We start from the raw sequence: 26948 nt of genomic DNA on the forward strand, positions 1-26948 counted from the left end.
TAGCGCCTTGCGCTGGTAGTCGCAATCCGATAAGCGCTGCCCAAATTTTAGGCACAGCCACCAATGACCGATCTCCCCAAACCTCCGCCAGTAAATCCGATCGATATCGGTCCGGTCCGCATCGCGACACCGGTCGTCCTCGCACCGATGACCGGCGTTACCGACAAGCCGTTTCGTACCCTTGTCCGGCGCTATGGATCGGGTCTCAACGTGACCGAAATGATCGCCAGCGAGGCCGCTATCCGCGAAACGCGTCAGAGCGTCCAGAAAGCCGAGTGGGACGCGATCGAGGAACCGGTTTCGATGCAGCTTGTGGGCTGCGACCCTGAGAGCATGGCCGAGGCCGCGAAACTGCAGCAGGGTAACGGGGCGGCGATCATCGATATCAACTTCGGTTGCCCGGTGCGCAAGGTTGTCGGGCAGCTCGCGGGTTCGGCGCTGATGCGCGAGGTGCCACTGGCGACGAAACTGATGGAAGCGACCGTCAATGCGGTGAACGTGCCGGTTACGGTCAAGATGCGCATGGGCTGGGATCATGACAGCCTCAATGCCCCGGAGCTCGCCCGGATTGCCGAGGATCTCGGGGTCAAGATGATTACGGTTCACGGCCGCACGCGCAACCAGATGTATAAGGGCCATGCCGACTGGACTTTCATCCGCAGGGTCAAAAAAGCCGTTTCGATCCCGGTCATCGTCAATGGCGATATCTGTACGATCGACGATGCGGCGAAAGCGCTGGATCATTCGGGTGCGGACGGATTGATGATCGGCCGGGGCGCCTATGGCAGGCCGTGGCTGCTGGGGCAGGTAATGCACTGGTGGCGGACGGGCGAGACCCTCCAGACTCCTGGCTTCCGCGAACAATATTCCGTCCTCGTCGAACATTACCGCGCCATGCTCGATCATTATGGCAAGCAGGTCGGCACGAAGATCGCGCGCAAACATCTGGGTTGGTACACCAAGGGCATGCATGGTTCGGCCGAGTTCCGCAATTTCGTCAATTTCATCGACGACCCGGATCAGGTGCTCGGTGAAATCGAGCGGTTTTATGAGCCATTCGTACACCGCAGGGCGGCATGACCTTGTCCGCCAAAGCGCCCGATCCCCGAGCGCAAATCTCGGGTCTTGTTTTCGCGCTTATCGTGCTCGACCCTCATTTCGTAGTGGTCGAGGCCAATCCCGCGGCGGAGGATCTGCTGGGGCAGAGTGCAAAGCGGCTCGTCGGAATGGTTTTATCGGACTTGCTCGACCTGCGCGGCAGCGGGGTCGAAAATCGTCTCGATCGAGAGAATGCCCAGCTTATCGCGCGGGGAGTGATGATCGGTATCGCCGGGCATGAGCGAAGGGTGAACCTCACGGTCAGCCCGCTGTCGACCCATCTCGGGTGGCGCGTGCTGACGTTGACCGACGCCGGGCAAGAAGACATGGCAGCGAACAGCGGGCCGGACGTATCGCTGAAGGCCCCTTCGATCCTCGCCCATGAAATCAAGAATCCGCTCGCGGCCATTCGCGGCGCAGGACAATTGCTTGCCCGCAAGCTCGAGCAAGGCGATCGGGCGCTGACCGACGTCATTTCCGAAGAGGTTGACAGAATCGCCCGCTTGATCGACCGGATGCAGGAACTGGGAAGCAATACCCAGGAACCGGTCGGTCCGGTCAACCTTCACGAGTCGATACGGAAGGCCATAGCGACATCACGCGCCCGGCCGGGTACAATGGTCGAATTCGTTGAGGAGTTCGATCCGTCCCTGCCGCCGGTGCTTGCCAACCGCGACTTGCTTGAGCAGGTTCTGATCAACCTCATCGTGAATGCCATTGACGCTTGCAGCGATCGCGACGAGCCGAGGATTTCCATCCGGACGCGGTTCGTTAGCGGCCTTGCCGCCAACGTGCTCCGATTCGGCACGGCGGTTCGCCTGCCCATCGAGGTCTCGGTGGCGGACAATGGTCCCGGCCTCGATCCCTCGCTGGCAGAGCACATCTTCGAGCCCTTCGTTACCAGCAAGAGGAACGGGCAGGGCCTCGGTTTACCGCTGGTGAAAAAGATGGTCGGTGACATGGGGGGAAGGGTGAGCCATCGGCGCGACCCGAAGGCGGGCCTTACTATATTCAAGATCCATCTTGCGCTTTCGGACCGGCCGCCGGAGACTGCGAATGGCTAAAGCAATCCTGCTCGTCGAGGACGACCAGGCCATCGCCAAGGTGGTCAGTACTGCGCTTGAGGCCGAAGGATTCGAGGTCACGAGGTGTGCAAGCATAGCAGACCGTGATCGGGAGCTGGGTGCCGGATCGTTCTCGGCCATGCTGACTGACGTGATGCTCGACGACGGTGACGGCATTCAAAGCCTGCCCCGCGTCCAAAAGGCATGGCCCGAGATGCCGGTAATTGTACTGTCGGCGCAAAATACGCTCGACACTGCGGTGCGCGCGACCGAGACGGGCGCGTTCGAATATTTTCCCAAGCCGTTCGACCTCGACGAGCTTATCCAGGCGGTTCACCAGGCTGTCGGCGCGACTACGAAGGCCGAGCCTGAAGATAGCGATGCTGGCGACGGGCTCCCGTTGGTAGGTCGCAGCCCGGCGATGCAAGTCGTCTATCGCATGATTACCCGGGTCCTGCGCAACGACCTCACCGTGCTCGTGCTCGGCGAATCGGGCACCGGCAAGGAGTTGGTGGCGGAAGCGATCCACCAGTTGGGGCACCGGAAATCCGGCCCCTTCGTGCCCGTCAATGCGGCGGCAATTCCGGGCGACCTGATCGAGAGCGAGCTGTTCGGGCACGAGCGAGGTGCCTTTACCGGCGCGGTGTCGCAAGCCATCGGCAAGTTCGAACAGGCGAATGGCGGCACCCTGTTTCTCGACGAGATCGGTGACATGCCTCTCGATGCGCAGACCCGTCTCCTCCGGGCGCTCCAGTCTGGGCGGATCCGGCGCGTCGGCGGAAGGCAAGAAATTGCCATCGATGTGCGGATCATTGCCGCGACCAATCGGGACCTCAATCCAATGATTGCGGCGGGTTCGTTCCGTGAGGATCTGTTCTATCGGCTGAATGTCGTACCGATCCAGATGCCGCCACTGCGCGAGCGGAGCGAAGATATAGCCGCCTTGGCACGGCACTTCCTGAAGCTTGCCGCTGCCGAAGGCCTGCCGGCACGCCAATTGTCGGATGAGGCGATTGCCGTTCTGTCGCGGCAGCAGTGGCGCGGCAACGTCCGCGAGCTGCGCAATGCGGTCTATCGTTTGGCGTTGCTTGCGCGCGATGATGTGATCGATGAATCGGCGGTTGCCGATATCATCGAACAGCCCCTCACCGAGGTGCCGCTGGTCGGCGGCGGCAGTTTCGGTGCGGCGCTTTCCAACTGGCTAGCGGATACCAGCCCGTGCAGGGGCACGGTCTATCACCGGGCGCTCCATGCCTTCGAGCGGCCCTTGTTCGAATGGGCGCTGGAGGAGACCGGGGGAAACCAGCTGCGCGCTGCTGCTTTGCTGGGGATCAACCGCAACACCTTGAGAAAGAAGCTGGACGACCTTTCGATCGAGCCCGAGGAATACTCCTCGAGACGCTAAATTCTGGCTGCTGCGAGGCGAGCTTGTCGCACCCCAAAGCGATTTGGGCTTGCAAAAATACAACACTGGCGTTGTATGTGGGCAACGATGGCCGAGGGCGCAGCTTCCTTTACTCGCAAGAGTCCCCGCTGGTGGCGACAATTCAACATCGCCGCACGGCGAGCGAATGTGTTCCTCTGGCTGGAGATTTTCGCGGCGATGGCGGTCGCGACGATGATCTTTGCAACCTGGTATGTGTTCACCAACGCACCACCGGGAGGGCAGCTCCTTCCGTCCGCACAGGTCGCGACCTTGCTCATCGCGACGCTCATTCCATCGCTCGCGCTGATCGTGCTGTTCGGACGTCGGATGGCCCTGCGTCGGGCAGCCGGGAGCACGGCGCGGCTTCACGTCAGGTTGGTGTTTTTCTTTTCGATGGTAGCGGCCGTGCCGACCCTGCTGGTGGCCGGTTTTGCAGCATTCCTGTTCCAGTCGGGGGTCGATTTCTGGTTCTCTGACAACTCGCGCGGGCTGATGCGCAATGCGAACGACATGGCGCGCGAGTATTATGTCGACAACCAGGTGCAGGTCTCTGACGAATCCGTGGCGATGGCGGGCGATCTCCGCTATTATTTCCAGAACAGCCAGCAGACTTCCTTCACCGATCGCGCTTTCGTCGAATTCGTCAGCTATCAGATGAGTGGACGCAAGATCAACGAATCGGCGATCCTGCAGGAAGTGGACGATGGTTCGCTGCGCACAATGGCCACTTACGACATCTCTGAGGCGAGCGAGCCCGGGGTGTTCGGATCGAAGGTGATCGCCCGGTTGAAAGCTGGCGAGCGAACGGTCGTCGAAGCGAATGATGCGCGCATCGAGTCTCTCGTGCCGATCGACAAGAGCGCCGGAATTTATCTCTACAACGTGCGCAATCTGGAAGTACGCGGCTTCGAATCCTGGCAGCGGGCGAAATCTATCGCTGCCGCGTATGAAGTCCTGACCAGCCGCGCGCGAGCGCTGCAACTCCGCTTCAATCTGGCATTGTATTTCGTGGCGCTGGCGCTTGTCGGGCTGGCAGTCTGGTTCGCCTTGCGGTTCGCCGATCGGCAGGTTCAGCCGCTGACCGACCTGGTGGTCGCCGCAGGCAAGGTCGGAGCCGGGAATTTTGCCTTGCGCATCGAGGGCCGCACCGGACCCGACGAGATCGGCCTGCTCAACCGCGCATTCAATCGCATGACTGCCCAGATCGAGAAGCAGACGGATGCATTGGTCGGTGCGAATGCACAGCTCGATCAGCGGCGCGCCTTCATGGAGGCGCTGCTCGAGTCAGTTACGGCAGGCATTATTTCGCTCGACAAGGATGGTCTCGTCCAATTGATGAACTCGTCGGCACAGCACCTTCTGCTTGGCTCCCACAGGGTCGCTCCGGTTCACGAGAAGATCGCAGAGGTTGCACCGCAAATCGCGGCCCTGCTCGAGGCGGGAATGCCAAGTGGCGTCGTGTCGCACACCAAGGACGGAGAACTCCTGACGCTGGCGGTCAAGATTACCGAAACAGCCGACGGGAAGGTGATCACTTTCGAAGACATCACCCGACAGTTGCTGGACCAGCGGCAGGCCGCATGGTCCGATGTCGCACGCCGCATCGCGCATGAGATCAAGAACCCTCTGACACCGATTCAGCTGGCAACCGAACGGCTCAAGCGGCGCTATCGCAAGCTGATCGAGGTTGATGGCGAACTGTTCGACGATCTGACCGACACGATTGTGCGGCAGGTCGGTGACCTGCGCAAGATGGTTGATGAATTCTCATCCTTCGCCCGCTTGCCGAAGCCGGTGTTCCGGATGGAAGACGGTCTCGACCTGGTTCGACAAGCCCTGTTTCTGCAGGAGGTCGCACATCCCCAGATCGACTTCGGGCTGACTAGTGAAATCGATGGTGACGCGATGCTAAATTGCGATCGCCATCAGGTCGGTCAGGCGTTGACCAACGTTCTGAAAAATGCGGTCGAGGCGGTCGAAGCCAAGGCGGCGGGTTCCGAACCAGACTATCGTGGGCGTGTCACTGTGCAGTTGTACGCTGAACACGATTTCCTTCGCGTGGTGATCGAGGACAATGGCGTCGGCCTGCCGCAGGACCGCGAACGCATCGCAGAACCCTATGTTACCACCCGTGAAAAGGGGACGGGACTCGGCCTCGCGATCGTTAACAAGATCGTCGAGGAGCACGGAGGGGAAATGGCCTTCGCCAACGCGGTTGAGGGTGGCACTAGAGTATCGCTGCGCTTCGCACGTGATCCGTCCGCCGGACTCCAGGAAAACAGGAAGTGACTATGGAAATCGGAGCGCGCGCATGGCCCTAGATATTCTGGTGGTAGACGACGAGCGCGATATTCGCGAACTCGTATCGGGAGTTTTGTCCGACGAGGGCTACGACTGCCGAACTGCCGGCGACAGCTCTTCCGCGCTTGCCGCGATCGACGAACGGCGGCCGAGCCTGGTCCTGCTGGATGTCTGGCTGCACGGGAGTCCGATGGACGGGCTCGAAGTGCTCGATGCGATCAAGCAGCGCGAGCCGGAATTGCCGGTCATCATCTTCTCGGGCCACGGGAATATCGACACAGCGGTCTCCGCCGTGAGCCGAGGCGCGATGGATTTCATCGAGAAGCCATTTGAGGCCTCGCGTCTGTTGCTTCTGGTCGAACGCGCCACCGAGACCGAGCGCCTGCGGCGTGAAAACACCCGGCTGCGTCAGGGATTTTCGAGCGGCGAAGAGTTCACAGGCAACTCTACTGCGATCAACCAGGTCCGGGCGACGCTCAAGCGGGTGGCAGGAACGGGTAGCAGGGTGCTCATCAGCGGTCCTGCGGGCGCCGGCAAGGAAGTAGCCGCACGCCTGCTGCACAGTTGGAGTACACGGGCTGACAACGCCTTCGTCATCGTCAATTCGGCACGCATCACGCCGGAACGCTTCGAGCAGGAATTGTTCGGTGAAGAAGCCAAGGGCAAGCTGGTGCGACAGGGGCTCCTCGAGGTTGCAGATGGTGGAACGTTATATCTGGACGAGATCGCGGATATGCCGCTCTCGACCCAGGCAAGAATCCTGCGCGTCCTGACCGAGCAGAGCTTCGTGCGCGTAGGCGGAAGCCGCCAGATCCGTGTGGATGTTCGTGTGGTTTCTTCGACTGCGCGCGATCTCGAGAAGGAAATGGAAGAGAAGCGGTTCCGCGAGGATCTGTTCTACCGGCTCAACGTGGTGCCTGTTTCGGTGCCGTCGCTGGCAGAGCGCCGGGACGATATTCCGGCGCTGGCCGAACATTTCTTCACCCGCTATTCCGCCGAGCAAGGCATCCCGGCTCCGGAAATCTGCGAAGAAGCCATGGCCGCGCTTCAGGCCTATGATTGGCCGGGCAATGTCCGCCAGCTACGCAATGTGGTCGAGCGAACGATCATCCTTACCCCCCGTGACGAAATCGGGACGATCGAGGCGAGCATGCTGCCGAGCGAGGTTACAGGGGGCAGGCTGGGTGGTGGCGGGGGAATTTCTGCCTTGATGGGCGTCCCGCTGCGCGAAGCCCGCGAGAGCTTCGAGCGGGAGTATCTCAGTATCCAGATCCGCCGTTTCTCGGGCAACATCTCCAAAACTGCCGGTTTTATCGGGATGGAACGCTCCGCGCTTCACCGGAAGCTCAAACTCCTGGGGATGGGCGAACGGAGAGAGAGCGAGGACGACTAAGCGCGGCAATCTTGTGACAAACCGAAATTGCGGTTGTAAATTCCAACAGCAGCCCCATAATTTCTGGTGACTCGGCGCAACTCTCTCTCGGATGCGCCAGATTGCGGAGTCCCAACGGGCGACCGCCAATAATGGAGCAAAAAGCAATGTCCGAAGGACGTACGCTGTCGGCGCGGCCGGTGGCCAAAAAACCGGAAAAGACCAAAGAAGCCCCGAAGACCGGCAACTTGCAGGATGCATTTCTCAATGCGCTCCGCAAGGATAAGGCACCCGTGACGATGTTTCTGGTCAAGGGTGTCAAGCTGCAGGGGATCATCACCTGGTTCGATAACTTCTCGATCCTGCTCCGCCGCGATGGGCAATCGCAGCTGGTCTACAAGCATGCGATCAGCACGATCATGCCGAGTTCACCAATGGATTCCGGTCTTTTTCCCAGCCAGGACGCCAATCGGAAGCAGCGCCTGCTGCAGGATGTGTTTCTCGGGAGCGTCCGCGATTCCGATGCCCAGGTGACGATGTTTCTCGTCAACGGCGTAATGTTGCAGGGCGGGATCGCCGCCTATGATCTCTTCTGCATGCTGCTTGAGCGCGAAGGCTATGTGCAGCTGGTCTACAAGCATGCCGTATCGACGATCCAGCCGGTGACGCCGATCGACCTTTCGGGCGATTGGGAAGGCGAAGACGACTGACCTTCGATGATCACCTGATGGGCGAGGTCTCGCGCGGTGCGCGGGCCCTTGTCGTGTGTCCCGATATTCGCAAGCAGACTTACGCGCTCGACGCCGAGGAACGGCTTGAGGAGGCGAGAGGGCTCGCTCTTGCTATCGGGATCGAGATTACCCACAGCCTGATCGTTCCGGTCCGCGCTGTCCGCCCCAACACGCTGTTCGGTTCGGGGCAAGTCGCCAATCTCGGCACGTTGTGCGAGCAGAACGAAGCGGAACTGGTCATCGTTGATGGAGCCCTTTCGGCGATCCAGCAGCGCAATCTCGAGGAAGAGCTCAAGCGCAAGGTGATCGATCGGACCGGGCTGATCCTCGAAATCTTCGGTGAACGGGCAGCGACAGCGGAAGGGCGCTTGCAGGTCGAGCTCGCCCACCTCGAATACCAGCAGAGCCGGTTGGTGCGCAGCTGGACCCACCTCGAACGGCAGCGCGGCGGCTTCGGGTTCCTTGGCGGACCGGGCGAAACCCAGATCGAAGCCGACCGACGCATGATCCGGCAACGAATGGGCAAGCTCCGCCGCGAGCTCGAGCAGGTACGCAAGACCCGTTCGCTTCACCGCCAGAGGCGAGGCAGGGCACCATGGCCAGTCATCGCGCTCGTTGGCTACACCAACGCTGGAAAGTCGACGCTGTTCAACCGCTTGACCGGGGCGGACGTGATGGCGGAAGACCTTCTCTTCGCCACGCTCGATCCGACCATGCGCGCCGTTCGGTTGCCAGGGGTCGAAAAGGCGATCCTCTCCGACACGGTCGGGTTTATCTCCGATCTGCCGACGCAGCTGGTAGCAGCTTTCCGCGCGACTTTGGAAGAAGTGACCGGCGCGGATATCATCATCCATGTCCGTGATATCGCCAATCCGTCAGCCCAGGCGCAAAAGCAACAGGTGCTTGCCGTTCTTGCCGACCTTGGCGTGATCGACCCAGTCGACGGGTCGAGCAAGATTGCGATCGTCGAAGCCTGGAACAAAGTCGACCTGCTCGACGAGGATGACTTTCAGGCGGTACGGAATCTCGCATCATCAAATGACGAGTGGGTGCCCATTTCGGCTTGGACTGGGACGGGTGTTGACAGCCTGCTGGAGCGGATTGATGAAATTCTAACCGAGGGGGCAACCGTTCACGAACTTGTGGTCCCGGCGGGCGAGGGCCATCGCATCGCCTGGCTTCATTCGCATGGGCGGGTGCTGTCGGAAACGGAGGAAGCGGGGGAAGGGCCACCGGCGACCCGGATGCGCGTCAGTCTCACTCCCAAGCAATTGGGTCAGTATCGATCGCTCTGAGCAGCGATCAGAGCGGCATCATGGCTTGCCCCCTGCCGTTCTTCCGCTTTTACCCGTTGCCAGTAGGCCTCCTGCTCGTCGAGTGAGAGTTGGAAGAAGTTTCGCCCGTCTCCCGTCGCGAGAAGCTCCATGCGGCGAAATCTCCGTTCGAACTTCGCGTTGGAAGCACGCAAGGCCTGTTCCGGATCCACTCCATAACGGCGCACAAGGTTGACGATCACGAACAGGATATCGCCTGCCTCGAGCAAGCGGTCCTCGTCGGTGTCGGCCGATTCGAGCTCCATCAGTTCTTCTTGCAGCTTCTCGATCGGCCCCGCGATATCGGGCCATTCGAAGCCCACTCGCGCAGCCCGTTTTTGCAGCTTGTCCGACCTTTGCAGGGCCGGAAGCGCCAGCGCGACCCCGTCCATAGCGCTCGTGGCTCCTGATGCCTCGCGTTCAGCTGCTTTGAGATCCTCCCACCGTTGTTCGTTCATGGTGCCGGATTGTTCGCCGAAGATGTGCGGGTGGCGCGCTTCCATCTTGTCCGAAATGGTGTTGGCCACGTCGTCGAATGTGAAGTGCCCTTGCTCCTCCGCAATACGCGCATGGAAGACGACCTGGAACAGCAAGTCGCCGAGTTCGCTGCGCAGGTCTTCATGGTCTTGCCGAGAAATGGCATCGGCGACTTCGTACGCTTCCTCGATAGTATATGGCGCGATCGTGTTGAAATTTTGCGCCAGATCCCATTCGCACCCTTGTTCCGGGTCACGTAGGGTGGCCATGATCTGGAGGAGGCGGGCTATGCTGTCGGACATCTCGGAATGATAATATATATTATGTTAAATAATATGCGCCATGATCCGGTCAGGCCATCCCAAGCATGCGGAAAAGCAAGGTCGCAACTACGAAGAAGGATGCCCAAATCAGAGCAAATGTGATGCTACGCTTCCAGCTAAGCCGGTATGCCGCAAGCGCACTGCCAACCAGGATCAGCGCACCGAACGACCAGATAATCATCAGGATCGCATTATCCGTCACGCTTCGATCTCCAATCCGTCGTAGCCTACGACTACGTTCGCCGGAACCTCATCGGACAATGTGGCGTAATCCAAGCTCTTGTCGAGATGGCTGAGGACGGTCAGCCGTGCCGAAGTTTGCCTGGCTAGATCAAGTGCCATCGCCAGGTGCGCGTGCGTCGGATGCGGTTCACGCCGCAGACAATCAGTAACGAGGATGTCAACATCCTCGAACAGTTCGACCATCTCGGCGCTAATGGCACTGAAGTCCGTCGCATAACCAATTGCTTTGCCGTCAGTTTCAAACCGGAAACCGGTCGTCTCGGTCGGTCCGTGCGGCATCTGGCACCACTCGACACCGAAACCTGCGCACATCCGCATCCTGTCCAGCGTATCGAGACTTACGATGGTAGGATAGCCGAATTGACCCGCAAATACGTAGTCGAAACGTTGTCTGAGCCGCCTCACGGTTTCCGTCGAACCGTAGCCCGGGATCGCAGCTTTGCGCGAAAAGCGAAGCGCCCGCAGATCGTCGATTCCGTGACAATGGTCAGCGTGGTCATGCGTCCAAAAAACGCCGTCTATCCTATCGATATCGTTCGACAAAAGCTGCTGACGAAGGTCGGTCGAAGTGTCGACCAGCAAGCGTTGCCCGGCATTGCTTTCAACCATGATCGATACGCGCGTGCGCCGGTTTCGGGGTTCGTCTGGATCGCATGCGCCCCAGTCGTTCCCGACCCGCGGTACACCGGTCGATGTGCCCGAACCGAGCATGACCAGTTTCATGCCGCTGCCTTGGCGAACAGCCGGAAGAAATTTCCAGTTGTCTGTTCCGCCAATCGCTCAAAAGGTTCGCCGCGCAGTCCTGCAACGAATTCGGCTGTGTTGCGCACGAAGGCGGGTTCGCATGATTTTCCGCGATGCGGGACAGGTGCAAGAAACGGGCTGTCCGTTTCGACGAGCAGGCGTTCTGCCGGAACTTCCGCCGCCACTGTCTGAAGCTCGGAAGCATTCTTGAAAGTGACGATTCCAGACAGCGAGATCGTCAGCCCGAGGTCGAGTACCTTGCGACCGAAGCCCGCTGAGGCGGTGAAACAATGGATCAACGCAGGGAAGGCACCCTTCCCGATTTCTTCCTCCAGAATCTGGAGAGTATCCGCTTCCGCATCGCGGGTATGAATGATGACCGGCAAGCCGGTTTCCCGTGCGACGTCGATATGCATCCGGAACAGGTTGCGCTGCACCTGCCGGTCCGACCGGTCGTAGTAGTAATCAAGGCCGGTCTCCCCGATAGCGATGACCCGGTCGTTTCCGGTGGCTCTCAGCAGGTTCTCGCGGCCCAGGTCCTCGTGCGCGTCCGCCTCGTGCGGGTGAATGCCGACACTGGCCCAGACATCGCCCTCACGCTCGGCAGTGGCGACCACCTGGCCCCATTCGCTCTCGCGGGTCGAGATGTTGAGGAAGCCACCCACCCCGGCGGCGCGCGCCCGTGCGAGTACGGCTAGCTGATCCTCGACCAGCCCTTTGTACTCGAGGTGACAATGGCTATCGATCAGCATCAGCACGCAGCATCTTCGGGCATTTCGAGGCGCGGAAACAGAGGCTGCGGGCTTTCAATTCTGAAGCCACTTTCTGCCAGCGGAGAATACCAGTGCGATCCGATCGCTTCGTAGGACCGTAATTCGGGCGCGATGCCCATTGTATCGAGCAGCCGGGCGCTGCTTGCCGGAATGACCGGTTCGATCGCAACCGCCAGTTGGGCAATGCAGATATAGAGTGTGGCGAGCACGGTCTCCATCCGCTCCGGATCGGTCTTGCGCAGCGCCCAAGGGGCTTGCGTGTCGATATAGGCGTTGCAGGCGAAGCACGCTTGCAACCACGCTTCAACGCCCTGCTGCAGCGCAAGTGTCTCGAACGCAGCGGGCATGTCTGTTCGCACTGCCTTCGCTACCGCATCGAGCAGTTCGATGTCCGCAGCCTCGTGCGCATGGATGGCCGGCAGATTGCCGTCGAGGTTCTTCGCGATGAAGCCGAGCGTGCGCTGCGCGAGGTTGCCGAAAGCGTTGCCCAATTCGCCGTTCGCGCGCTGCACGATCGCCTCGGCCGAATAGCTGCCGTCCTGCCCGAAGGCGATCTCGCGCATGAAGAAATAGCGCAGCGGATCGACCCCGAACCGTTCGGCCAGCTCCATCGGATCGACCACATTGCCTGCGCTCTTGCTCATCTTTTCCCCGCCCCGCGCAAGGAGAAAGCCGTGAGCATAAATCTGCTTCGGCAAGGCCAGCCCGGCGCTCATCAGGAATGCGGGCCAATACACCGCGTGGAAGCGCACGATATCCTTGCCGATCATGTGGATGTCGGCCGGCCAGTAGCGCTGGAACATCTCCCCCTGATCGTCGGGAAAGCCCACGCCGGTCATGTAGGTCGTGAGCGCATCGACCCAGACATACATCACGTGCCCCGCGCTGTCGGGCACCGGCACGCCCCAGTCGAAGCTGGTGCGGCTGACCGAGAGATCCTTCAGCCCGCCTTCTACGAAACGCAGAACTTCGTTGCGTCGGCTTTCGGGGCGAATGAAGTCGGGGTGCTGCTCGTAATGCGCGAGCAGGCGGTCCTGGTATTTCGACAGGCGGAAGAACCAGGTTTCCTCGACCGTCCATTCGACCGGGGTTCCCTGCGGCGAAAGCTTCGCCCCGTCCTCGCACGCAGTCAGTTCGCCTTCGTCGTAAAAGGCCTCGTCACGGATCGAATACCAGCCTTCGTAGCGGTCGAGATAGAGGTCGCCGGCCGCCTCCATCCGCTTCCACAATTCGGTGCTCGCAGCATGGTGGCGTGACTCGGTCGTGCGGACAAACTCGCTGTAACCGATGTTCAGTACGGCGCACATCTCACGAAAATAGCCCGACATTTCGGTTGCCAGATCGATCGTGTCCCTGCCCGCCTTGCGCGCCGTCTGATCCATTTTGAGACCATGCTCGTCGGTCCCGGTAATCAGGCGGACATCGCGGCCGCGCGCCCGATGGAACCGCGCAACGACGTCAGTCGCGATCCCTTCGTAGGCATGGCCGATATGCGGTCGACCGTTGGGATAATTAATCGCGGTGGTGATGTAGAAAGGTTCAGACATTGGCCCGCTCGCTAGCGGGCGCGGCAGAGGCTAGCAAGCTGCCGATTTGCGTCACGAGCAATCCGGCATCGAAATTGTAGGTCGGTGCTTGGCGCGCAAGTCGGACCATCTCTTCATGTGCCGCGATGATTGCCCCTTGCGTCGGCCGGTCTGCCTGTTCGAGGCGTGCTGCCAGAACCGAGCGGCCGAGTTCGAATATCCCTTGGAGTGCATCCCGGTCGGGCCGCGCGCCGACAATTTCCGCCAATCTGCCACGCAGGGTGAAATCACGATCACCCTCAGCGACGAGTTGCTGCATCAGACCATACAGTCTGCCGAGGTCGTGCTCGACGAAATCGAGCGCGCCCCCCGGGGATCCCTTTGCTGCTGCCACTGCCGCCGCAACGGCAGCACCCTGTGCGTCGGGTGCGTGTCGCTTTACCGCCAGTTCTACCTGTTCGTCGGTCAACGCGTAAAACCGCAAAAGCCGGCATCGGGACCGGATCGTCGGCAGCAAACGCGCAGGCCGATGCGATACGAGGAGGAAGAAAGTGCCCACCGGCGGCTCCTCGAGGCTCTTGAGCAGCGCATTGGCCGCATTACGCTCGAGATCATCGGCCGGGTCGATGATGACCACGCGCTTGTCGCCCATGGTCGGTCGGGTGGTAAGCCGCCGCTGCATCAGGCGGATCTGGCCGACCCTGATGCTGCGGGCGAGTTCGAACGGCTTGCCCTCGGCTTGCTTCTTCTCTTCCTTTTCGTCTTTCGGGCCGTGCGACAGAACAATCACATCAGGGTGATGGCTTTGATCCGGCACAGGGCCCGAACCTACCATCCTGTATGCTGCCTCAAGCGCGAAATGCATCTTGCCCAAGCCCTTCTTCCCGGCCAGCAACCAGGCGTGGTGCATTCGCGGCCCGTCCGCAGCTGCGTGCCACTGCCGCCATGGCTCGTCATGCCCGATCATGCTCATGCTCGCAGATCCGGCGTCGAGGAGATGGCCGAGACGATCCGGGAATGGACTTGCTCCGGCGCGGCATCGCCATCGATCAATACGAAACGCTCGGGCTCCGTCGCAGCGATTGCTTCGAATGTCTCACCCACGCTCCGGTGATAAGCCGCGTCACGGCCGCCGATCGCATCGCTGGATTCCCCGTCACGCCGGGCGAGGCGCAAGGCGACCTTTTGCGCCGGAACGACGATCAGGAATGTCAGGTCCGGCCTCAGATCCTCGCTGCCGATGGCATGGAGTTTCTGGACGGCATCGTCTCCCAATTTGCCCGCCCCACCCTGGTATGCCCGGCTCGAATCGATGAACCGGTCGCAGACAACCCATTTGCCCGCGAGCATTGCCGGGCGAATGAGCTTCTCGACATGGTCGGAGCGCGCGGCGGCGAACAGCAGGGCTTCGGCCCGACTGCCCCAACCGTCACCCGGAGGATCGAGGAGTAGCGACCGGATTGCCTCAGCACCGGGCGTGCCGCCGGGCTCACGGGTCAAGACGACGTCCCGGCCCTGTGAGCGCAACCAGTCGGCCAGCAAGCGGGACTGGGTGGATTTTCCCGTTCCTTCGCCGCCTTCCAGGGCGATGAACTTGCCGCGCCTCATGTGAACCAACTTCTCATTCCATTGCCGATCCGCCGAAAGAATCCGGCCTGATCGACCTGTTGTGCCGGTAGGAGCGGGAAATTCACGGGTTCCATACCTTCGATCTTTACTTCTAGCATGGCTGCTGCGACGTCCGGCGAGATCGGTGCGCGAACCGGACCCGCATATCGCACGGTCAGCACGATCTGCGGCCTCTCCCCCTTCGGCACGGCAACCCGGATATCACGCGAGGCCTTGAGCGCCACCCGATCGATCGTTCCGTCCTGGATCGACAGGGTCCCGATGGTCGCATTTTTGCGGAACACAGTGATCCGGTCGAAATCGGCAAAGCCCCGCTCGATTAGCTCACGCGAGACTATGCCCCGGTCCTCGTAATCCTCGACCCCGGCGAGGATCATGATCAGTCTGGTCCCGTCGCGTTCGGCGCTGCCGAGGAATGTATGCCCTGCCTCATTCGTAAAGCCGGTTTTGATGCCGTCGGCGCCGCGCACGCGGCGCGTAATCGGATCGTGATTGGCCTGCGCGACACCGTTGAACGCGAGGCCATCGCGACCGAAATAGCGCTTGTACTTTTCGGGGTGTCGCCGGATCAGGGCGCGGGCCAGCACCTCCAGATCACGCGCCGATGTGAAAGTCTTGCCGTCGTCAGGCCAGCCGTTAGGCGTGGTGAAATGGCTGTCGCGCATCCCGAGCTTGCGCGCCTCGTCGTTCATCATCGCGGTCCAGCCATCAACCGAACCACCCGCAGCCTCTGCCAGCGCGATTGCTGCATCGTTGGCCGAAATCGCGGCAATCCCGGCAAGCAATTCGTCGAGCGACACTGGCTGACCCGGACGGATGAACATGGTCGAACCCTTGCGATCCCACTCGGCCTGCGTGACATCACGCATGGTGACGAGCTGATCGGGGGACAGTTTGCCGCGATCGATCAGCTCGAACGCCAGATATAACGTCATGACCTTGGTCACGGAGGCGGGGATGAAGCGATGGCGATCGTTGCGCGCGACCAAGGTTTGTCCGCTGTCCATGTCGACCAGCAGGGCAACGGGCGCGTCGGTAGTGACAGCTTTCAGCGGCGATGGACCGTTAGCAGCAGTCGAACCTGTCGCAAAAGTCAGGCCGAGAACAGCAAAGGCGGTTAGAAATCGAATGGCTGCCTGGCTCCTCCGCCGGGCAACCCGGCGACCTATCCCGTGGGGTAAACGCGAGCGTCGCTATAGCCCGCAGCGCGTGCCTTGGCGAGCGCGGCTTCTGCCTGTCCACGACTTGCAAACGGCCCGATGCGGACGCGATAGAGTGATCCGGATTTCTCGACGAAGCCGCCGACCGCATCGGCCGCGCGTCTTGCGTTGGCTTGCTGCGAGAAGGCGGCTGCCTGCACGACGAATGCTCCATCGCGGGAAGCTGGGTTTACTGCCGCGACGCGCGCTGGTGCCTGAGGCGAAACAGTCTCGGGCGCCGCTGCTCTCACAGAGGCGGGCGATTGCACGCGCGACACACCCGAGAGCGGAGGAAGCGGATAGGCCTTCACCGCGCTGCGGCTCTGACTCATGGTCGCATCGAAGCGCTGGGCTGTCGATGGCGCGACGGCAACGCGCGAGGGTGCCGGTTCAATCGCTGCCGGTTGGGCGATGGCTCCAACCGCGACGGCGCCAGCATTCGTTGCCGGGGGTGCAACCGCCAGACTGGTCGAGCCGTTCCCCGGCAGTTTGCGCTTGAGCACGGCAAGCAGCGATGCCGGAGTTTCCATTCGTTCGGGAGCAGCAGCACCAGCCCGAAGCATGGCACGATCGTCCTCGGGAGGGTTTACCCTGCGCACGCGGATCGGAGCACCTTCGGCGATGCCGAGCTGGGCGCTCGCCGCAGGGGACAGCGCCAGCAGGCGGCTGCCGGTCATCGGTCCGCGCCGCTCGACCCGAACAAGGGTGGTACGTCCAGTATCGAGCGCGGTAACCTCGACATAGCTCGGCAGCGGCAGTGTCTTGTGCGAAGCGGTTATACCGTCTGCGCCATTCGCATCGTACGCTGCGTAGCCGACCTCGTCGTAGTTCATCGTATCGAAGGGAGTGAAGACCTGCCCGTCCACGGTATACGGATCGCCCAGCACTACAGGATAATCCGCCGCCGGCCCGAAGGCCTCGCCTGCGACCGAGGTAGAGGCCGAGCCGAGCTCTGCCAGATCATTTCCCCCGCGCCCGCAGGCTACAAGGGCAAGGCTCAGGCCAATGACGGCAAGGCGGCTATACGGGTCACGGGGCAATCTCATCTGCAAGCAATCCCACACTCATCGCGTAGTAGTTCGAGCAGTTATATTCGAGGATAACCCTATAATTTGCGGTTAAGAGCCACGCAGGCTTGCCCGGACCATCGGGCTGGAACAGCGAAGCCATTGTATTTTCGTCCAGCGCTTTCTGCGGCTGTACCCCCAGCGCGCGCCATTCGCTGACGGTTTTCCATTGGCTGTGGCGCTCGTGTACGCGCGGGCAGACGGGTGATTTCGCCTTCGTTGCGACCGCCTGCCAGTCGAACCCGTCCGGCACGCTGGCGCGGACACCCCATGGCTCGCCCTGCCGCCAACCGGCATCTTGGAAATAGCGTGCGATCGACGCGAGTGTATCGGCGCGGTTGCTGAAGATATCGGCCCGGCCGTCGCCGTCGCCGTCGGTAGCGAGGCGGAGGTAGACACTCGGCAGAAACTGCGGATTGCCGAACGCGCCGGCCCAACTGCCGACCAGTTCGCTTCGATCATACCCGCGATCCGCGACCTTGAGCAGCGCGATGAACTCGCCCTCGAACAATTCGCGCCGCCTGCCCTCCCACGCCAGCGTGGCGAGCGAGCGGGCAAGGTCGAAATCGCCCTTGTAGCTCCCGTAATTGGTTTCATGACCCCAGATCGCCATCACGATCGGCATCGGGACACCGTATTTAGCTTCGATGCGGTCGTGTAAGCCTCGCGTCGCCGCGAACATGTTGCGCCCACCGGCAATCCGGGCCGAATCGACATGGGTATTCAGATACGGTGCGAGCATGGGATAGCCCGAGCTGGTGGCAGTGCCTGGCTGGCTCTGGTCGAGCGCGATCACTCGCGGGTTGGGCGAGAGACCGGAGGTCATCCGCCGGATCGTCGGCTCGCTGACCCCTTCGGCGCGCGCCTTGGCAATTACCAGCTGCAGGTAGGCATCGAAGGATGTATCTTGTGCTGCTATCGGCGATGCGGCCAAGAACGCAGCAGCAGCGAGAAAAGCGAGTTTGATTCTGCCCCGATCCATGCGCCTTTTGTGGCACAGCGGCGATGAACGCGGAATGGCAAAGGGCGGAGTTTTCATCGCTTCATCGCGCATTTGGCGCGGAAGGGCGTGACAATCCGCCAAGCGCTGGCTAGCGCGCGATCAGCGGACAGGTGGCAGAGCGGTTGAATGCACCGGTCTTGAAAACCGGCAAGGGTGCAAGCCCTTCGTGGGTTCGAATCCCACCCTGTCCGCCACCGGCCCTCCCCAACAAAATCCAAATCGTACCAGAAATGGCGGAATTCTGCCATTTTTCGGCGTGATCGTGTTCCATTGCGTGCCATCCGAATGCATGGTAACCCACGCCTTGTGTGGTAATTAGTGTGGGAGCAAAAAATGGGGCGATTGTCGGCATCAGCGGTCAAGGCGGCAAAGCTTCCCGGACGCTATGGCGACGGGGATGGACTTTATCTGCTTGTGGGCCGTTCCGGGTCACGATCCTGGGTCTGCCGAGTCCAGAAAGATGGCAGGCGGCGCGACATCGGGCTTGGCAGCGTGAAGAAAGTTTCGCTCGCTCTGGCACGTGAGCGTGCCGCCAAAGTGCGCAGCCAGATCGAGGCCGGGATCGATCCGATTTCGGAACGGCGCAAGGAAGCTGGCATTCCCACCTTCCGTGAAGCTGCGGACATGGTCTTTGCCGAGAACAAGAAGAACTGGCGCAACCTCAAGCACCGCGACCAGTGGCTGAACACCCTCAAGACCTACGCCTATCCCCATTTCGGGGAAGTCGCGGTCAGCAACATCGACGGGCCGATGGTGCGGGACGCTCTGGTGGCCATCTGGCTCCAGAAGCCCGAAACGGCGCGGCGGCTGCGCCAGCGCATTGTGACCGTGATCGATTGGGCGGTGGCGAAGGGCTATCGCGATGTGTCTCTGCCTCTTGCGGCCATGAACCGCTCACTGCCCAAGATCAAAGCCAAGCCCAATCATCGTACCGCCCTGCCCTATGCCGACGTGCCAGCATTCGTTGCCCGCCTGCGCGAGAAGGAAAGTGCCGCCCGCCTTGCCTTTGAAGCTCTGATCCTAACCGCCGCGCGCTCCGGAGAGATACGGCTCGCAACGTGGGATGAAATTGACCTTGAGAAGAAGCTCTGGACCATTCCGGCCGACCGCATGAAGGCCGGGCGCGAACATATCGTCCCGCTGTCCGATGCCGCCGTCAGGGTCTTAGAGAAGGCCAAGGAGTACCGCGAAAAGCGCAGCAATCTGGTGTTCCCCGGCGCGCGGTCAGCCAAGCCGCTTTCCGACATGACCCTGACCAAGATTTGCCGCGACATGGAAATTCCCGCCGTGCCGCACGGGTTCAGGTCGAGCTTTCGCGACTGGGTGGCCGAGGAAACCGACTTCGACGGCACAATTGCCGAAATGGCGCTGGCTCACACCATCGAAAACAAGGTCGAAGCGGCCTATCGCCGTGGCAACCTGCTGGAGAAGCGGCGCGGAATGATGGAGGCATGGGCGCAGCACTGCATGAAGACCCCGGCTGCGACGGCGTAAGGATAGCAAAGGGAAGACCCCACAGCCTAATTGAAACTTGCGCGAAACATGCTAAGTCTTTGCAGTTGTGAGCGATATGGCATCCACTCGCAGGGAAGCTGCACTGGCGCTTTCGCCAGAGGATGTGGCCACGGGTATAACTCTCCTTGAGGCCCTCATCGCTAAAGCTTCCCGAAAGGCCAAGCAGCTCAACAAGTATTTTGCATCGGGGCTGTTTGTGACGACGTTGATGCTGCCGGTGGGTTTTGGATTCGGGTTTGCGGGCTTGGTGACTGAAGGCACCAGGGGCCTGCTGACTGCTATTTCGATGGCCTGCATAGGCCTCTGGGGCACCGGCACCGCAGCCCTGTGGTGGTCATGGACGGCGATCCAGACAAACTCCAGGATGCACCGCTTTGGCAAAATCCCAGACCTCGAGCTTCCATCACCCCTTCAGAACCTGATCGGGTTGTACGCCAGCGGAGCGCGCGAACTCAGGACCGACGCGGGATCAGTCGTCCCCGCAGCAATGTTTGCCAGCCAATGGGCGATCCTGTTGTTCTCCGAAGATCAGGCGGAACGACAGCTTGTCCGTTCACCGACAGGGGTGAAGGAAGTTCGGCCTGTACTTGTGTTACCCGATGTCGCCGTATTGCCATCCGAAGCCGAAAAGGACGACAGCGATGGCGAACGTGAGGCCTATTCCGGCTACCGTGCGGTCCGGGGCGGTGAGGCACCATTGCGGAACCACAATCCGGAAATGGCATGGCTTGTTGCGGGGACCTCGAAGCAATTCAGGGAAGGTCGTGAGAAGTTTGTCGCCACCCTCGATTCCCATAAGGTCGAGCCCTTTCGCCTCATTCTGGATGTGGCGCGGCATGAGCTGCGTCAGGGCGGCCAACAAGAGGAAGTGATTCGAACCATCAATAAGGAACTCCGAAAAAAGCATCTCGCCATCAGGGGGACGGGGCGAACAAAGATCATGGATTTGCTGCATGGCAATTATTGCGGGAAAGACATTCGCGGATTTTTCTCAACCTAACACGGCGGATTTCCGCGCTTCCGGAAGCCAGTTTAAGACAGTTTCAGTCAGCCGGATTCACAGCCGCCTGTTTCCGCAATAGCCATTGATGCAACGCCATTCGGCAGGAGATTGCATCATGGAACCCGCCAGCCCTGACACATTACTGACCGCGCAGGACGTCCTGGCGATGACCGGCTACAAGAGCCGCACCAGTCTTTACCGCCTTATGCAAAAGGGCCGTTGTCCAAATCCTGTGGTCATCGGCGGAAACCGCATCCGCTGGCGCTCCGGCGACATCGAGGACTGGCTCCAGAGCCTGCCGACGCGCCACTACTAGGCCGCCCAATTCCCCATCTCTGGCATCAACAGCGCGCTTCGCGCCACGGAGTTTCTATGCCCTTTTTGGAAAGCTTCCTCTTCGACCAGAAGGTGACTGTTCGCCTCAAACCGAAATACGCCGAGGACACCCGCGAGCTGATCCGAATGCTCGCCGCCGATGACCGCGACGGCAGGACCCGCCGGGCTTCAATCTATGAATGGCTCGACTGCGAGCGCCCGATTCTGGAGATGTTTCACGGGTTCTATCACCGCTTGCGCGTCGAAGGTCCTGCCACCCGCGTCAGTCCCGAGGTGATCTTTCCGATGGGATCGACGCTCTATTCCAGAGGCGTTTGCGCGCGGCTCGACCCTATCCAAACCAAGCGTCTGGAGGAGCGGCTGCGCAGCGCCATGGACGCTGAGTTCAGCCGATGGATCGATGAACACCACCTCAGGCAGGATGAACCCTGCATCGAAATCGCCCTTGATCGGCCCGCCGCGGACCTCGTTGCCGAGGAGCAGATCGACGCATGGCTGGCCGGGCGCAGCCCTGACCAACCGGTAGACTGGACCAAATCCGATGACTGAATTCTGGCGATTTCAGGAACCCGAAAATGGCTGCGATGCTACGCATCGAGCCGCCTCAGGGGGGATACACCTCACGCACGGCTGCATCCAGCGTTTCTGCGGGTTTGACGAGATGCTGATAGCATCTCGCCTTGCGCGGCGGCAGGCGAATGGCGCATTTGTGCCATCGCGCGCGATGGCGAATAGCATCTCGCCGGGTGCGCCGCGATGAGTGCCCGCGCCCAGACCGTGCGGCTCACGCCAGCACAGCAACGGACCCTCGCGGGCTTCGCCAGGACCTATGGCCTGAGCGAATATGCTATGCTCGCCCGGATCGTCGACGATGGCCTTGCCGCGCTTGTCGAGCGGACAGGCGATGCCATCGATGCCCGCGAAATGATCGACGAACTGGCAACGATGAGCACGCGCCTTGTCGATGTCGAGCGGATGATCGACAGGGCATTGTTCACCGCTTGCGCGGCCTATTGTTACGCGCGCACCGGTGCGATGGGAGCGCGCAAATCCGAAGACGTCATCGCTGCCGAAATCAATGCGGCCTATGACCGGCAACGGCGGCTTTCGCAGGAGGGCCGCACATGACCTGGTCCCCTGACCGCCTCACCCATGCCGACGCCTTGCACCGCCGGAACCGCAGCACCCAGAGCGCGCGCTTCATGCGTCAGGCCGGTATCGTGGCTGCATCGATTGCGACGGGGGCCTTTGCAACGCCCTATGTCTTGCTTGATCAGCCAACCAACGAAGCAGCGGCGCTCTATGCTGTTGCACAGTCGAAGCTGTGGTTTTCTGAGGGGACCGTGGTGGAACCTGTCATGACCGTTCGCGACGGCGCGGGTGCCTTCAATGTCCCGGCCCGCGCGCTTGTCGCCCATCCCTATTACGCCGGGGCGGCGCGGCGCACTTCCAACCGCGCCAAGGGAGGCGGCCTTCTCGGCCTGGCCGGATGGCTTATTGTCACGATGATGATGCGCGAAACCGTGGCGCGGCGGCGCAAGGATGCCCTGCGCGACCGGGTGACTGCCGGAACGCGGGTGACCAGCGAGGCGCAGCTTGCGAGAGTTGTCGCGCCTGAAGCGGGGCCCCTGCCCCTGACAGTCGCGACCGTTCCGATTCCCGCACGGCTCGAAACCCGGCACATGGCGATGATCGGCACCACCGGCAGCGGCAAGACCACCGCCTTGCGCCAATTGCTCGATACCATTGAGGCGCGCGGTGATGCTGCGCTCGTCTATGACACCAGCGGCGAGTTTATCGAGCAGTACTACCGGCCTGAGCGCGGCGACGTCATTCTCAATCCGTTCGATGCGCGCTGCGCCTACTGGTCGCCCTTTGCCGAGATAGCCCATCCCGCCGACGCCGAACGCATCGCCCATCACTTCATCCATGAGACCGGCAATCAGGATAATGATGTCTGGCTTGAGACCAGCAGAATCCTTCTGGCCAACATGATCCGGGCGCTCTGGCGCGATGGCCAACGCACCCTGCCTGCCTTGCTGAGTGCGGTGAAAGACCGCACCAAGGAAGACCTCAAGGTCTGGCTGGCCGACAGCTCTTCATCCCGGACCTTTGCCGAGGATGCCGACCGGGCCTCTGGCAGCGTCCTGTTCATGCTGGCGCTGGCCGCAGACCTGATCCAGTTTCTGCGGATCGACGGCACGGGCGGGACGCCCTTTGCCTTCCGGGACTTCATTCACGGGCTCGATGCCCGCACCGGGCCGAAGCCGTGGATCTTCGTGCCGCGCAAGGAGGACTATTTTGACGCCTCCAAGCCCCTGCTTGCCTGCTGGCTGGAATGTGCGGCCAGCGCCGTTCTCGGGCTGCCACCCTCATCCCAGCGCCGCATCTGGTTCGTGCTCGACGAGCTTGCGGACTTGCCGCGCGTCGATAATCTTGCGCGGCTATTGCCGGAAGGGCGCAAGTTCGGCGCATCGGTGATCCTCACCTTCCAGGCTGTGGGGCAGATGCGCCACCGCTACGGCATGCAGATTGCCGAGGCGATGCTGGGTTGCTGCAACACCAAGTTGTTCCTGCAAAGCATCGACAGCGAAACCCGCGTCTGGGCCAGCCAGACCATCGGGGAGTGCGAGGTCGAGATTCACACCATGACCGACGCGCTGGCAGAGGGGGATGACAAGCCCCGCACCACGCTTGGCCTGATCCGCAAGACCCGCCCGGCGATCATGGAAAGCGAGCTGCGCTTGCCCAAGTTCGAAGGCTATCTGCTGTTTCCCGATGGCTTGCCTGTCGCGCGGATCAGGCTGACCGCCGATCACATTGCCCGGCGCGGCCCGCCCCGCCATCCCGGCTTTGTTCCTGGCGATCCTGAGTACACCCTCTGGGGGCAATCAGGGGGGGCTCCCCCGCCCCCGCCGCCCCCGGCAAAGCCAGCGCCGGATACCGAAGAAGGGCCGGTCTGATGGTCGCCTCAGTCGCCGCGCTTACCAGTTCGGGCCAAGCCGCCAGTTATTATGAGGCCGATGACTATTATGCCGGGGACCGCCTCTCGCCCTCCGAATGGCAGGGCAAGGGCGCGGCAGCGCTTGGATTGTCCGGCGAGGTCAACCGCGAGACGTTCCGCGATGTGCTCGACGGTAAGATTGACGGGCAACAGCTTGGCACCATGCGCGACGGCAAGCTGGAGCACCGCCCCGGATGGGATGTCACCCTGAGCGCGCCCAAGTCGGTTTCGATCATGGCCGAGGTTGCCGGTGACAAGCGGCTGTTCGCTGCCCATGGGCAGGCCGTCAAAGCCGCCCTCGCCCATGTCGAGCAGTATATGGCCGCAACCCGTGTGCGGGACGGCGGCACAGTCACCCGCGAGACGACCGGCAATCTGGTAATTGCCAGCTTCCAGCATGGCACGAGCCGCGCACAGGACCCTCAGCTCCACACCCATAATGTCATTCTGAATGCCACACAGGGCGAGGACGGCACCTGGCGCAGCCTTGAGCCGCGCGCGCTCTATCAGCTCCAGAAGCAGATCGGCGCGATTTACCGGCAGGAGCTCGCCCTCAAGGTGCGCGAGCTTGGCTATCAGATCGAGACCGGCAAGGATTCCATGTTCGAGATCAAGGGCGTCTCGCCCGAGGTCCTCGACGCATTCAGCCTGCGCAGCGCCGACATCGAAGCTGCGCTTGGGGAACGGGGCACAACCCGCGAAGCCGCCAGCGCCGCCGAGAAGCAGGTCGCTGCGCTCGCCACCCGGCAGGCCAAGGTTGCCGCCGATCCTGTCGCGCTGGTGGCCGACTGGCGCGAAACTGCCGACAAGGCTGGATTTGACGCGAAGGCACGGTTGGCTCTGTTAAGGGAGGCCGAGGCGCAGGCCTCCAGCGCCGACCATCGAGCTTCGATGGGCTTGCAGGGCGAAGGAGCGGCGAGCCGCGCTGTGGCCTATGCGGCGGAAAAGCTTGGCGAGCGTCAGTCTGTGTTTTCTGCCGCAGCGCTGCACGAGGAAGCGGGCCGCGCCGGGCTTGGCAAGGTCAGCTATGCGCAGATCACCGCTGCCATTGCATCGGCCAGCAAGCAGGGCGCGCTGATCGATCGCGCCCATATTGACCGACGCGGCGCGGAATTTGCCGGGTTCACGACCCCTGCCAATGTCGAAACCGAGGCCCGGCTGCTGCGCATCGAAGCCGAGGGGCGCGGGATCATGCCGGCGATTGCGTCTCCCCTCGCCGCCGCCAAGGCAGTCGCGAGCGCAGCGGCGCAGGCATGGCGCAGCGGCTTTGCCTGGAATGCCGAACAGCGCGAGGCCACGCAGCAGCTCTTGACGAGCCGCAACCGGATTAGCGCAGTTCAGGGCTACGCGGGGACAGCCAAGACCACCACGGTCCTTGCTAAATTTGCCCGCGAAGCCGAGGCGCGCGGCCTTGCCGTTGTCGCGCTCGCACCGACCGCATCGGCAGCGATGGTTCTGGGTGAAGCTGTCGGGGCGCGCAGCGACACTGTCGCGCGGCATTTGCTGTCTCCGGAGCGATCCGGCGACGGCAAGCCAGCGGCATGGATCGTGGACGAGGCTTCGATGTTGTCGGCGCGCGATACTGCCCGCCTGTTCGAGCAGGCCGAAAGGCAGAATGCCCGCGTCATCCTCGTCGGCGATGTGAAACAGCTTGGTTCGGTTGAAGCGGGCGCGGCCTTTGCGCAATTGCAGGGCGCGGGGATGGAGACCGCCAAGCTCAGTGAAATCCTGCGTCAGACCAATGCCAACGCCAAAGAGGCCGTCTTAGCATCTATCGAAGGAGACGCCCGCAAAGCTCTGTCTGCGTTGGATAAAGGTGGTGGCAAAATCGTCGAAAATGCTGATCGGAGCGAGCGTTTTGCTGCCATTGCCGAGGAATATGCGAAGCTGGGCAAGGCAAGCCGCGCCCGGACCCTTGTGATCGAGCCATCACGCGAAGGGCGCGATGCGCTGACCGCCGATATCCGCACGGCGCTTGCCAGGACCGGTGCCCTTACCGGCCCCGCTGTTACCATGCAGAGCCTCGCCAGCAAGGGCCTGACCCGTGCCGAGGCAGGCAATCCGCAGAGCTACGAGCAGGGCGACGTTGTCCGCTTCACCCGCGACTTTGCCGACAAAGGCGTATCACGCGGCGAGGCTTACCGGGTCGAGCGCATCGATCCGGCCAAAGCGGCGATCACGCTCAAATCTGAAAGCGGGCGCGATGTGGACTGGCGCTTGCGGCAATGGGGTGCGGGGCACAGCCAGACCTTTGTCCCGCAGTCGCTGGAGTTGAAGGCCGGTGACAACATTCGTTTCACCCGGAATGATCGTGATGCAAACCGTATCAATGGGTTGCAAGGTGAAGTTCTTGCCGTTGATGAAGCATCGCGTACCGCGACGGTCCAGGTCGCACGCGGCCAGACCCAGACCTTGAACCTTGATAAGGCGCGCGACCAGCATATTGCCCATGCCTATGTCGAAACGGCCTTCGCCGCCCAGGGGCGCACCGCCGACCATGTCATGATCCATGCCGACAGCCGCGCCACCAACCTGATCGACCAGAAGTCCTTCTATGTCGGAGTATCCCGCGCACGGGAGAGCGTAGCGATCTTTACGAATGACCGCGCAAAGCTTGTTTCGGCCATCGGTGAGCGGGCTGGCCTGGTGCAGACGGCGACCGCGCAGGCCGAGGTTTCCCGGCCAGTCGCTGAGAAACGAATGGGCGCTGGCCTAGGATAACCGGAGGGTTTCACCATCCCGGCAGATTGACCCCCGCGAGCAATGCTATAACCAAGGAATTGATTTGGAAGCAATTCAGG

At 61.6% G+C, this 26948-nt stretch carries 24 protein-coding genes and 1 tRNA gene; 15 read left to right on the top strand and 10 right to left on the bottom strand.

The genetic code is table 11. From position 1 onward, the window contains the following. Positions 1-63 precede the first annotated feature (63 nt). From dusB to hflX, 7 genes are all read left to right on the top strand, one after another. On the top strand, positions 64-1080 hold the full coding sequence (gene dusB / locus NSO95_RS07565) for a tRNA dihydrouridine synthase DusB (RefSeq protein WP_257595581.1): 1017 nt from the start codon (positions 64-66) through the stop codon (positions 1078-1080). Then, positions 1077-2162 (top strand): two-component system sensor histidine kinase NtrB, encoded by a 1086-nt coding sequence (locus NSO95_RS07570; protein WP_257595582.1) that lies wholly within the window; start codon positions 1077-1079, stop codon positions 2160-2162. Before dusB ends, NSO95_RS07570 begins: the two co-directional genes overlap by 4 nt. Beyond that, positions 2155-3567: a sigma-54-dependent transcriptional regulator gene (locus NSO95_RS07575; RefSeq protein ID WP_257595583.1), complete on the top strand. Its 1413-nt coding sequence runs from the start codon at positions 2155-2157 to the stop codon at positions 3565-3567. Before NSO95_RS07570 ends, NSO95_RS07575 begins: the two co-directional genes overlap by 8 nt. 87 nt (positions 3568-3654) lie before the next feature. Beyond that, entirely contained in the window at positions 3655-5877 is a 2223-nt protein-coding gene (locus NSO95_RS07580; protein ID WP_257595584.1) for a sensor histidine kinase, read from the top strand. 22 nt (positions 5878-5899) lie between these two features. Continuing rightward, positions 5900-7282, top strand: a complete 1383-nt coding sequence (gene ntrX, locus NSO95_RS07585) for a nitrogen assimilation response regulator NtrX (RefSeq protein ID WP_257595585.1) — start codon at positions 5900-5902, stop codon at positions 7280-7282. A gap of 146 nt (positions 7283-7428) precedes the next feature. After that, on the top strand, positions 7429-7971 hold the full coding sequence (gene hfq / locus NSO95_RS07590; RefSeq protein WP_257595586.1) for an RNA chaperone Hfq: 543 nt from the start codon (positions 7429-7431) through the stop codon (positions 7969-7971). Positions 7972-7988: 17 nt separating this feature from the next. Then, positions 7989-9287, top strand: coding sequence for a GTPase HflX (gene hflX / locus NSO95_RS07595; RefSeq protein WP_257595587.1), 1299 nt, complete (start codon positions 7989-7991; stop codon positions 9285-9287). Here the strand turns inward: hflX and mazG are convergent. Genes mazG through NSO95_RS07645 form a run of 10 tightly spaced genes read right to left on the bottom strand, consistent with a single transcriptional unit; the run spans position 9269 to position 18268 of the window. Further along, positions 9269-10084, bottom strand: a complete 816-nt coding sequence (gene mazG / locus NSO95_RS07600) for a nucleoside triphosphate pyrophosphohydrolase (RefSeq protein WP_257595588.1) — start codon at positions 10082-10084, stop codon at positions 9269-9271. The two genes, hflX and mazG, sit on opposite strands and share 19 nt — an antisense overlap. A 49-nt stretch (positions 10085-10133) precedes the next feature. Next, positions 10134-10307, bottom strand: coding sequence for a hypothetical protein (locus NSO95_RS07605; RefSeq protein ID WP_257595589.1), 174 nt, complete (start codon positions 10305-10307; stop codon positions 10134-10136). After that, a complete protein-coding gene (locus NSO95_RS07610; protein WP_257595590.1) occupies positions 10304-11071 on the bottom strand; it encodes an MBL fold metallo-hydrolase in 768 nt (255 codons plus the stop codon). The genes NSO95_RS07605 and NSO95_RS07610 overlap by 4 nt, the downstream gene beginning before the upstream one ends. Continuing rightward, positions 11068-11844: a TatD family hydrolase gene (locus NSO95_RS07615; RefSeq protein WP_257595591.1), complete on the bottom strand. Its 777-nt coding sequence runs from the start codon at positions 11842-11844 to the stop codon at positions 11068-11070. The genes NSO95_RS07610 and NSO95_RS07615 overlap by 4 nt, the downstream gene beginning before the upstream one ends. Next, positions 11844-13412: a methionine--tRNA ligase gene (metG, locus tag NSO95_RS07620; RefSeq protein ID WP_257595592.1), complete on the bottom strand. Its 1569-nt coding sequence runs from the start codon at positions 13410-13412 to the stop codon at positions 11844-11846. The genes NSO95_RS07615 and metG overlap by 1 nt, the downstream gene beginning before the upstream one ends. Further along, positions 13405-14364: a DNA polymerase III delta subunit-related protein gene (locus NSO95_RS07625; RefSeq protein ID WP_257595593.1), complete on the bottom strand. Its 960-nt coding sequence runs from the start codon at positions 14362-14364 to the stop codon at positions 13405-13407. Before NSO95_RS07625 ends, metG begins: the two co-directional genes overlap by 8 nt. Further along, entirely contained in the window at positions 14361-14999 is a 639-nt protein-coding gene (tmk, locus tag NSO95_RS07630) for a dTMP kinase (protein WP_257595594.1), read from the bottom strand. The genes NSO95_RS07625 and tmk overlap by 4 nt, the downstream gene beginning before the upstream one ends. Then, the gene (locus tag NSO95_RS07635; RefSeq protein ID WP_366519004.1) at positions 14996-16189 is read right to left on the bottom strand and encodes a D-alanyl-D-alanine carboxypeptidase family protein; all 1194 of its coding nucleotides are present in this window, start codon (positions 16187-16189) and stop codon (positions 14996-14998) included. Before NSO95_RS07635 ends, tmk begins: the two co-directional genes overlap by 4 nt. Next, positions 16186-17265, bottom strand: a complete 1080-nt coding sequence (locus NSO95_RS07640; RefSeq protein WP_257595595.1) for an SPOR domain-containing protein — start codon at positions 17263-17265, stop codon at positions 16186-16188. Before NSO95_RS07640 ends, NSO95_RS07635 begins: the two co-directional genes overlap by 4 nt. Then, a complete protein-coding gene (locus tag NSO95_RS07645) occupies positions 17249-18268 on the bottom strand; it encodes a lytic murein transglycosylase (RefSeq protein ID WP_257595596.1) in 1020 nt (339 codons plus the stop codon). The genes NSO95_RS07640 and NSO95_RS07645 overlap by 17 nt, the downstream gene beginning before the upstream one ends. 125 nt (positions 18269-18393) lie before the next feature. Between NSO95_RS07645 and NSO95_RS07650 the strand changes: the two genes are divergently transcribed. The 8 genes from NSO95_RS07650 (at position 18394) to mobF (ending at position 26868) form a co-directional block, all read left to right on the top strand. Further along, positions 18394-18483: transfer RNA gene (locus NSO95_RS07650), tRNA-Ser, on the top strand. A gap of 139 nt (positions 18484-18622) precedes the next feature. Continuing rightward, a complete protein-coding gene (locus NSO95_RS07655) occupies positions 18623-19783 on the top strand; it encodes a tyrosine-type recombinase/integrase (protein ID WP_257595597.1) in 1161 nt (386 codons plus the stop codon). Between the two features lie 67 nt (positions 19784-19850). Beyond that, complete coding sequence (locus NSO95_RS07660; protein WP_257595598.1) at positions 19851-20804, top strand: hypothetical protein; 954 nt, start codon at positions 19851-19853, stop codon at positions 20802-20804. 118 nt (positions 20805-20922) lie between these two features. Then, positions 20923-21123: a helix-turn-helix transcriptional regulator gene (locus NSO95_RS07665; protein ID WP_257595599.1), complete on the top strand. Its 201-nt coding sequence runs from the start codon at positions 20923-20925 to the stop codon at positions 21121-21123. A 65-nt stretch (positions 21124-21188) separates the two neighbouring features. After that, complete coding sequence (locus NSO95_RS07670) at positions 21189-21692, top strand: hypothetical protein (protein WP_257595600.1); 504 nt, start codon at positions 21189-21191, stop codon at positions 21690-21692. A 207-nt stretch (positions 21693-21899) separates the two neighbouring features. Next, positions 21900-22271 (top strand): hypothetical protein, encoded by a 372-nt coding sequence (locus NSO95_RS07675; protein WP_257595601.1) that lies wholly within the window; start codon positions 21900-21902, stop codon positions 22269-22271. Beyond that, the gene (locus NSO95_RS07680) at positions 22268-24106 is read left to right on the top strand and encodes a type IV secretion system DNA-binding domain-containing protein (RefSeq protein WP_257595602.1); all 1839 of its coding nucleotides are present in this window, start codon (positions 22268-22270) and stop codon (positions 24104-24106) included. Before NSO95_RS07675 ends, NSO95_RS07680 begins: the two co-directional genes overlap by 4 nt. Continuing rightward, a complete protein-coding gene (gene mobF, locus NSO95_RS07685) occupies positions 24106-26868 on the top strand; it encodes a MobF family relaxase (protein ID WP_257595603.1) in 2763 nt (920 codons plus the stop codon). Before NSO95_RS07680 ends, mobF begins: the two co-directional genes overlap by 1 nt. The last annotated feature ends 80 nt before the right edge of the window (positions 26869-26948 follow it).

The organism is Parerythrobacter lacustris (assembly GCF_024626475.1).
Lineage (GTDB): Bacteria > Pseudomonadota > Alphaproteobacteria > Sphingomonadales > Sphingomonadaceae > Parerythrobacter_A > Parerythrobacter_A lacustris.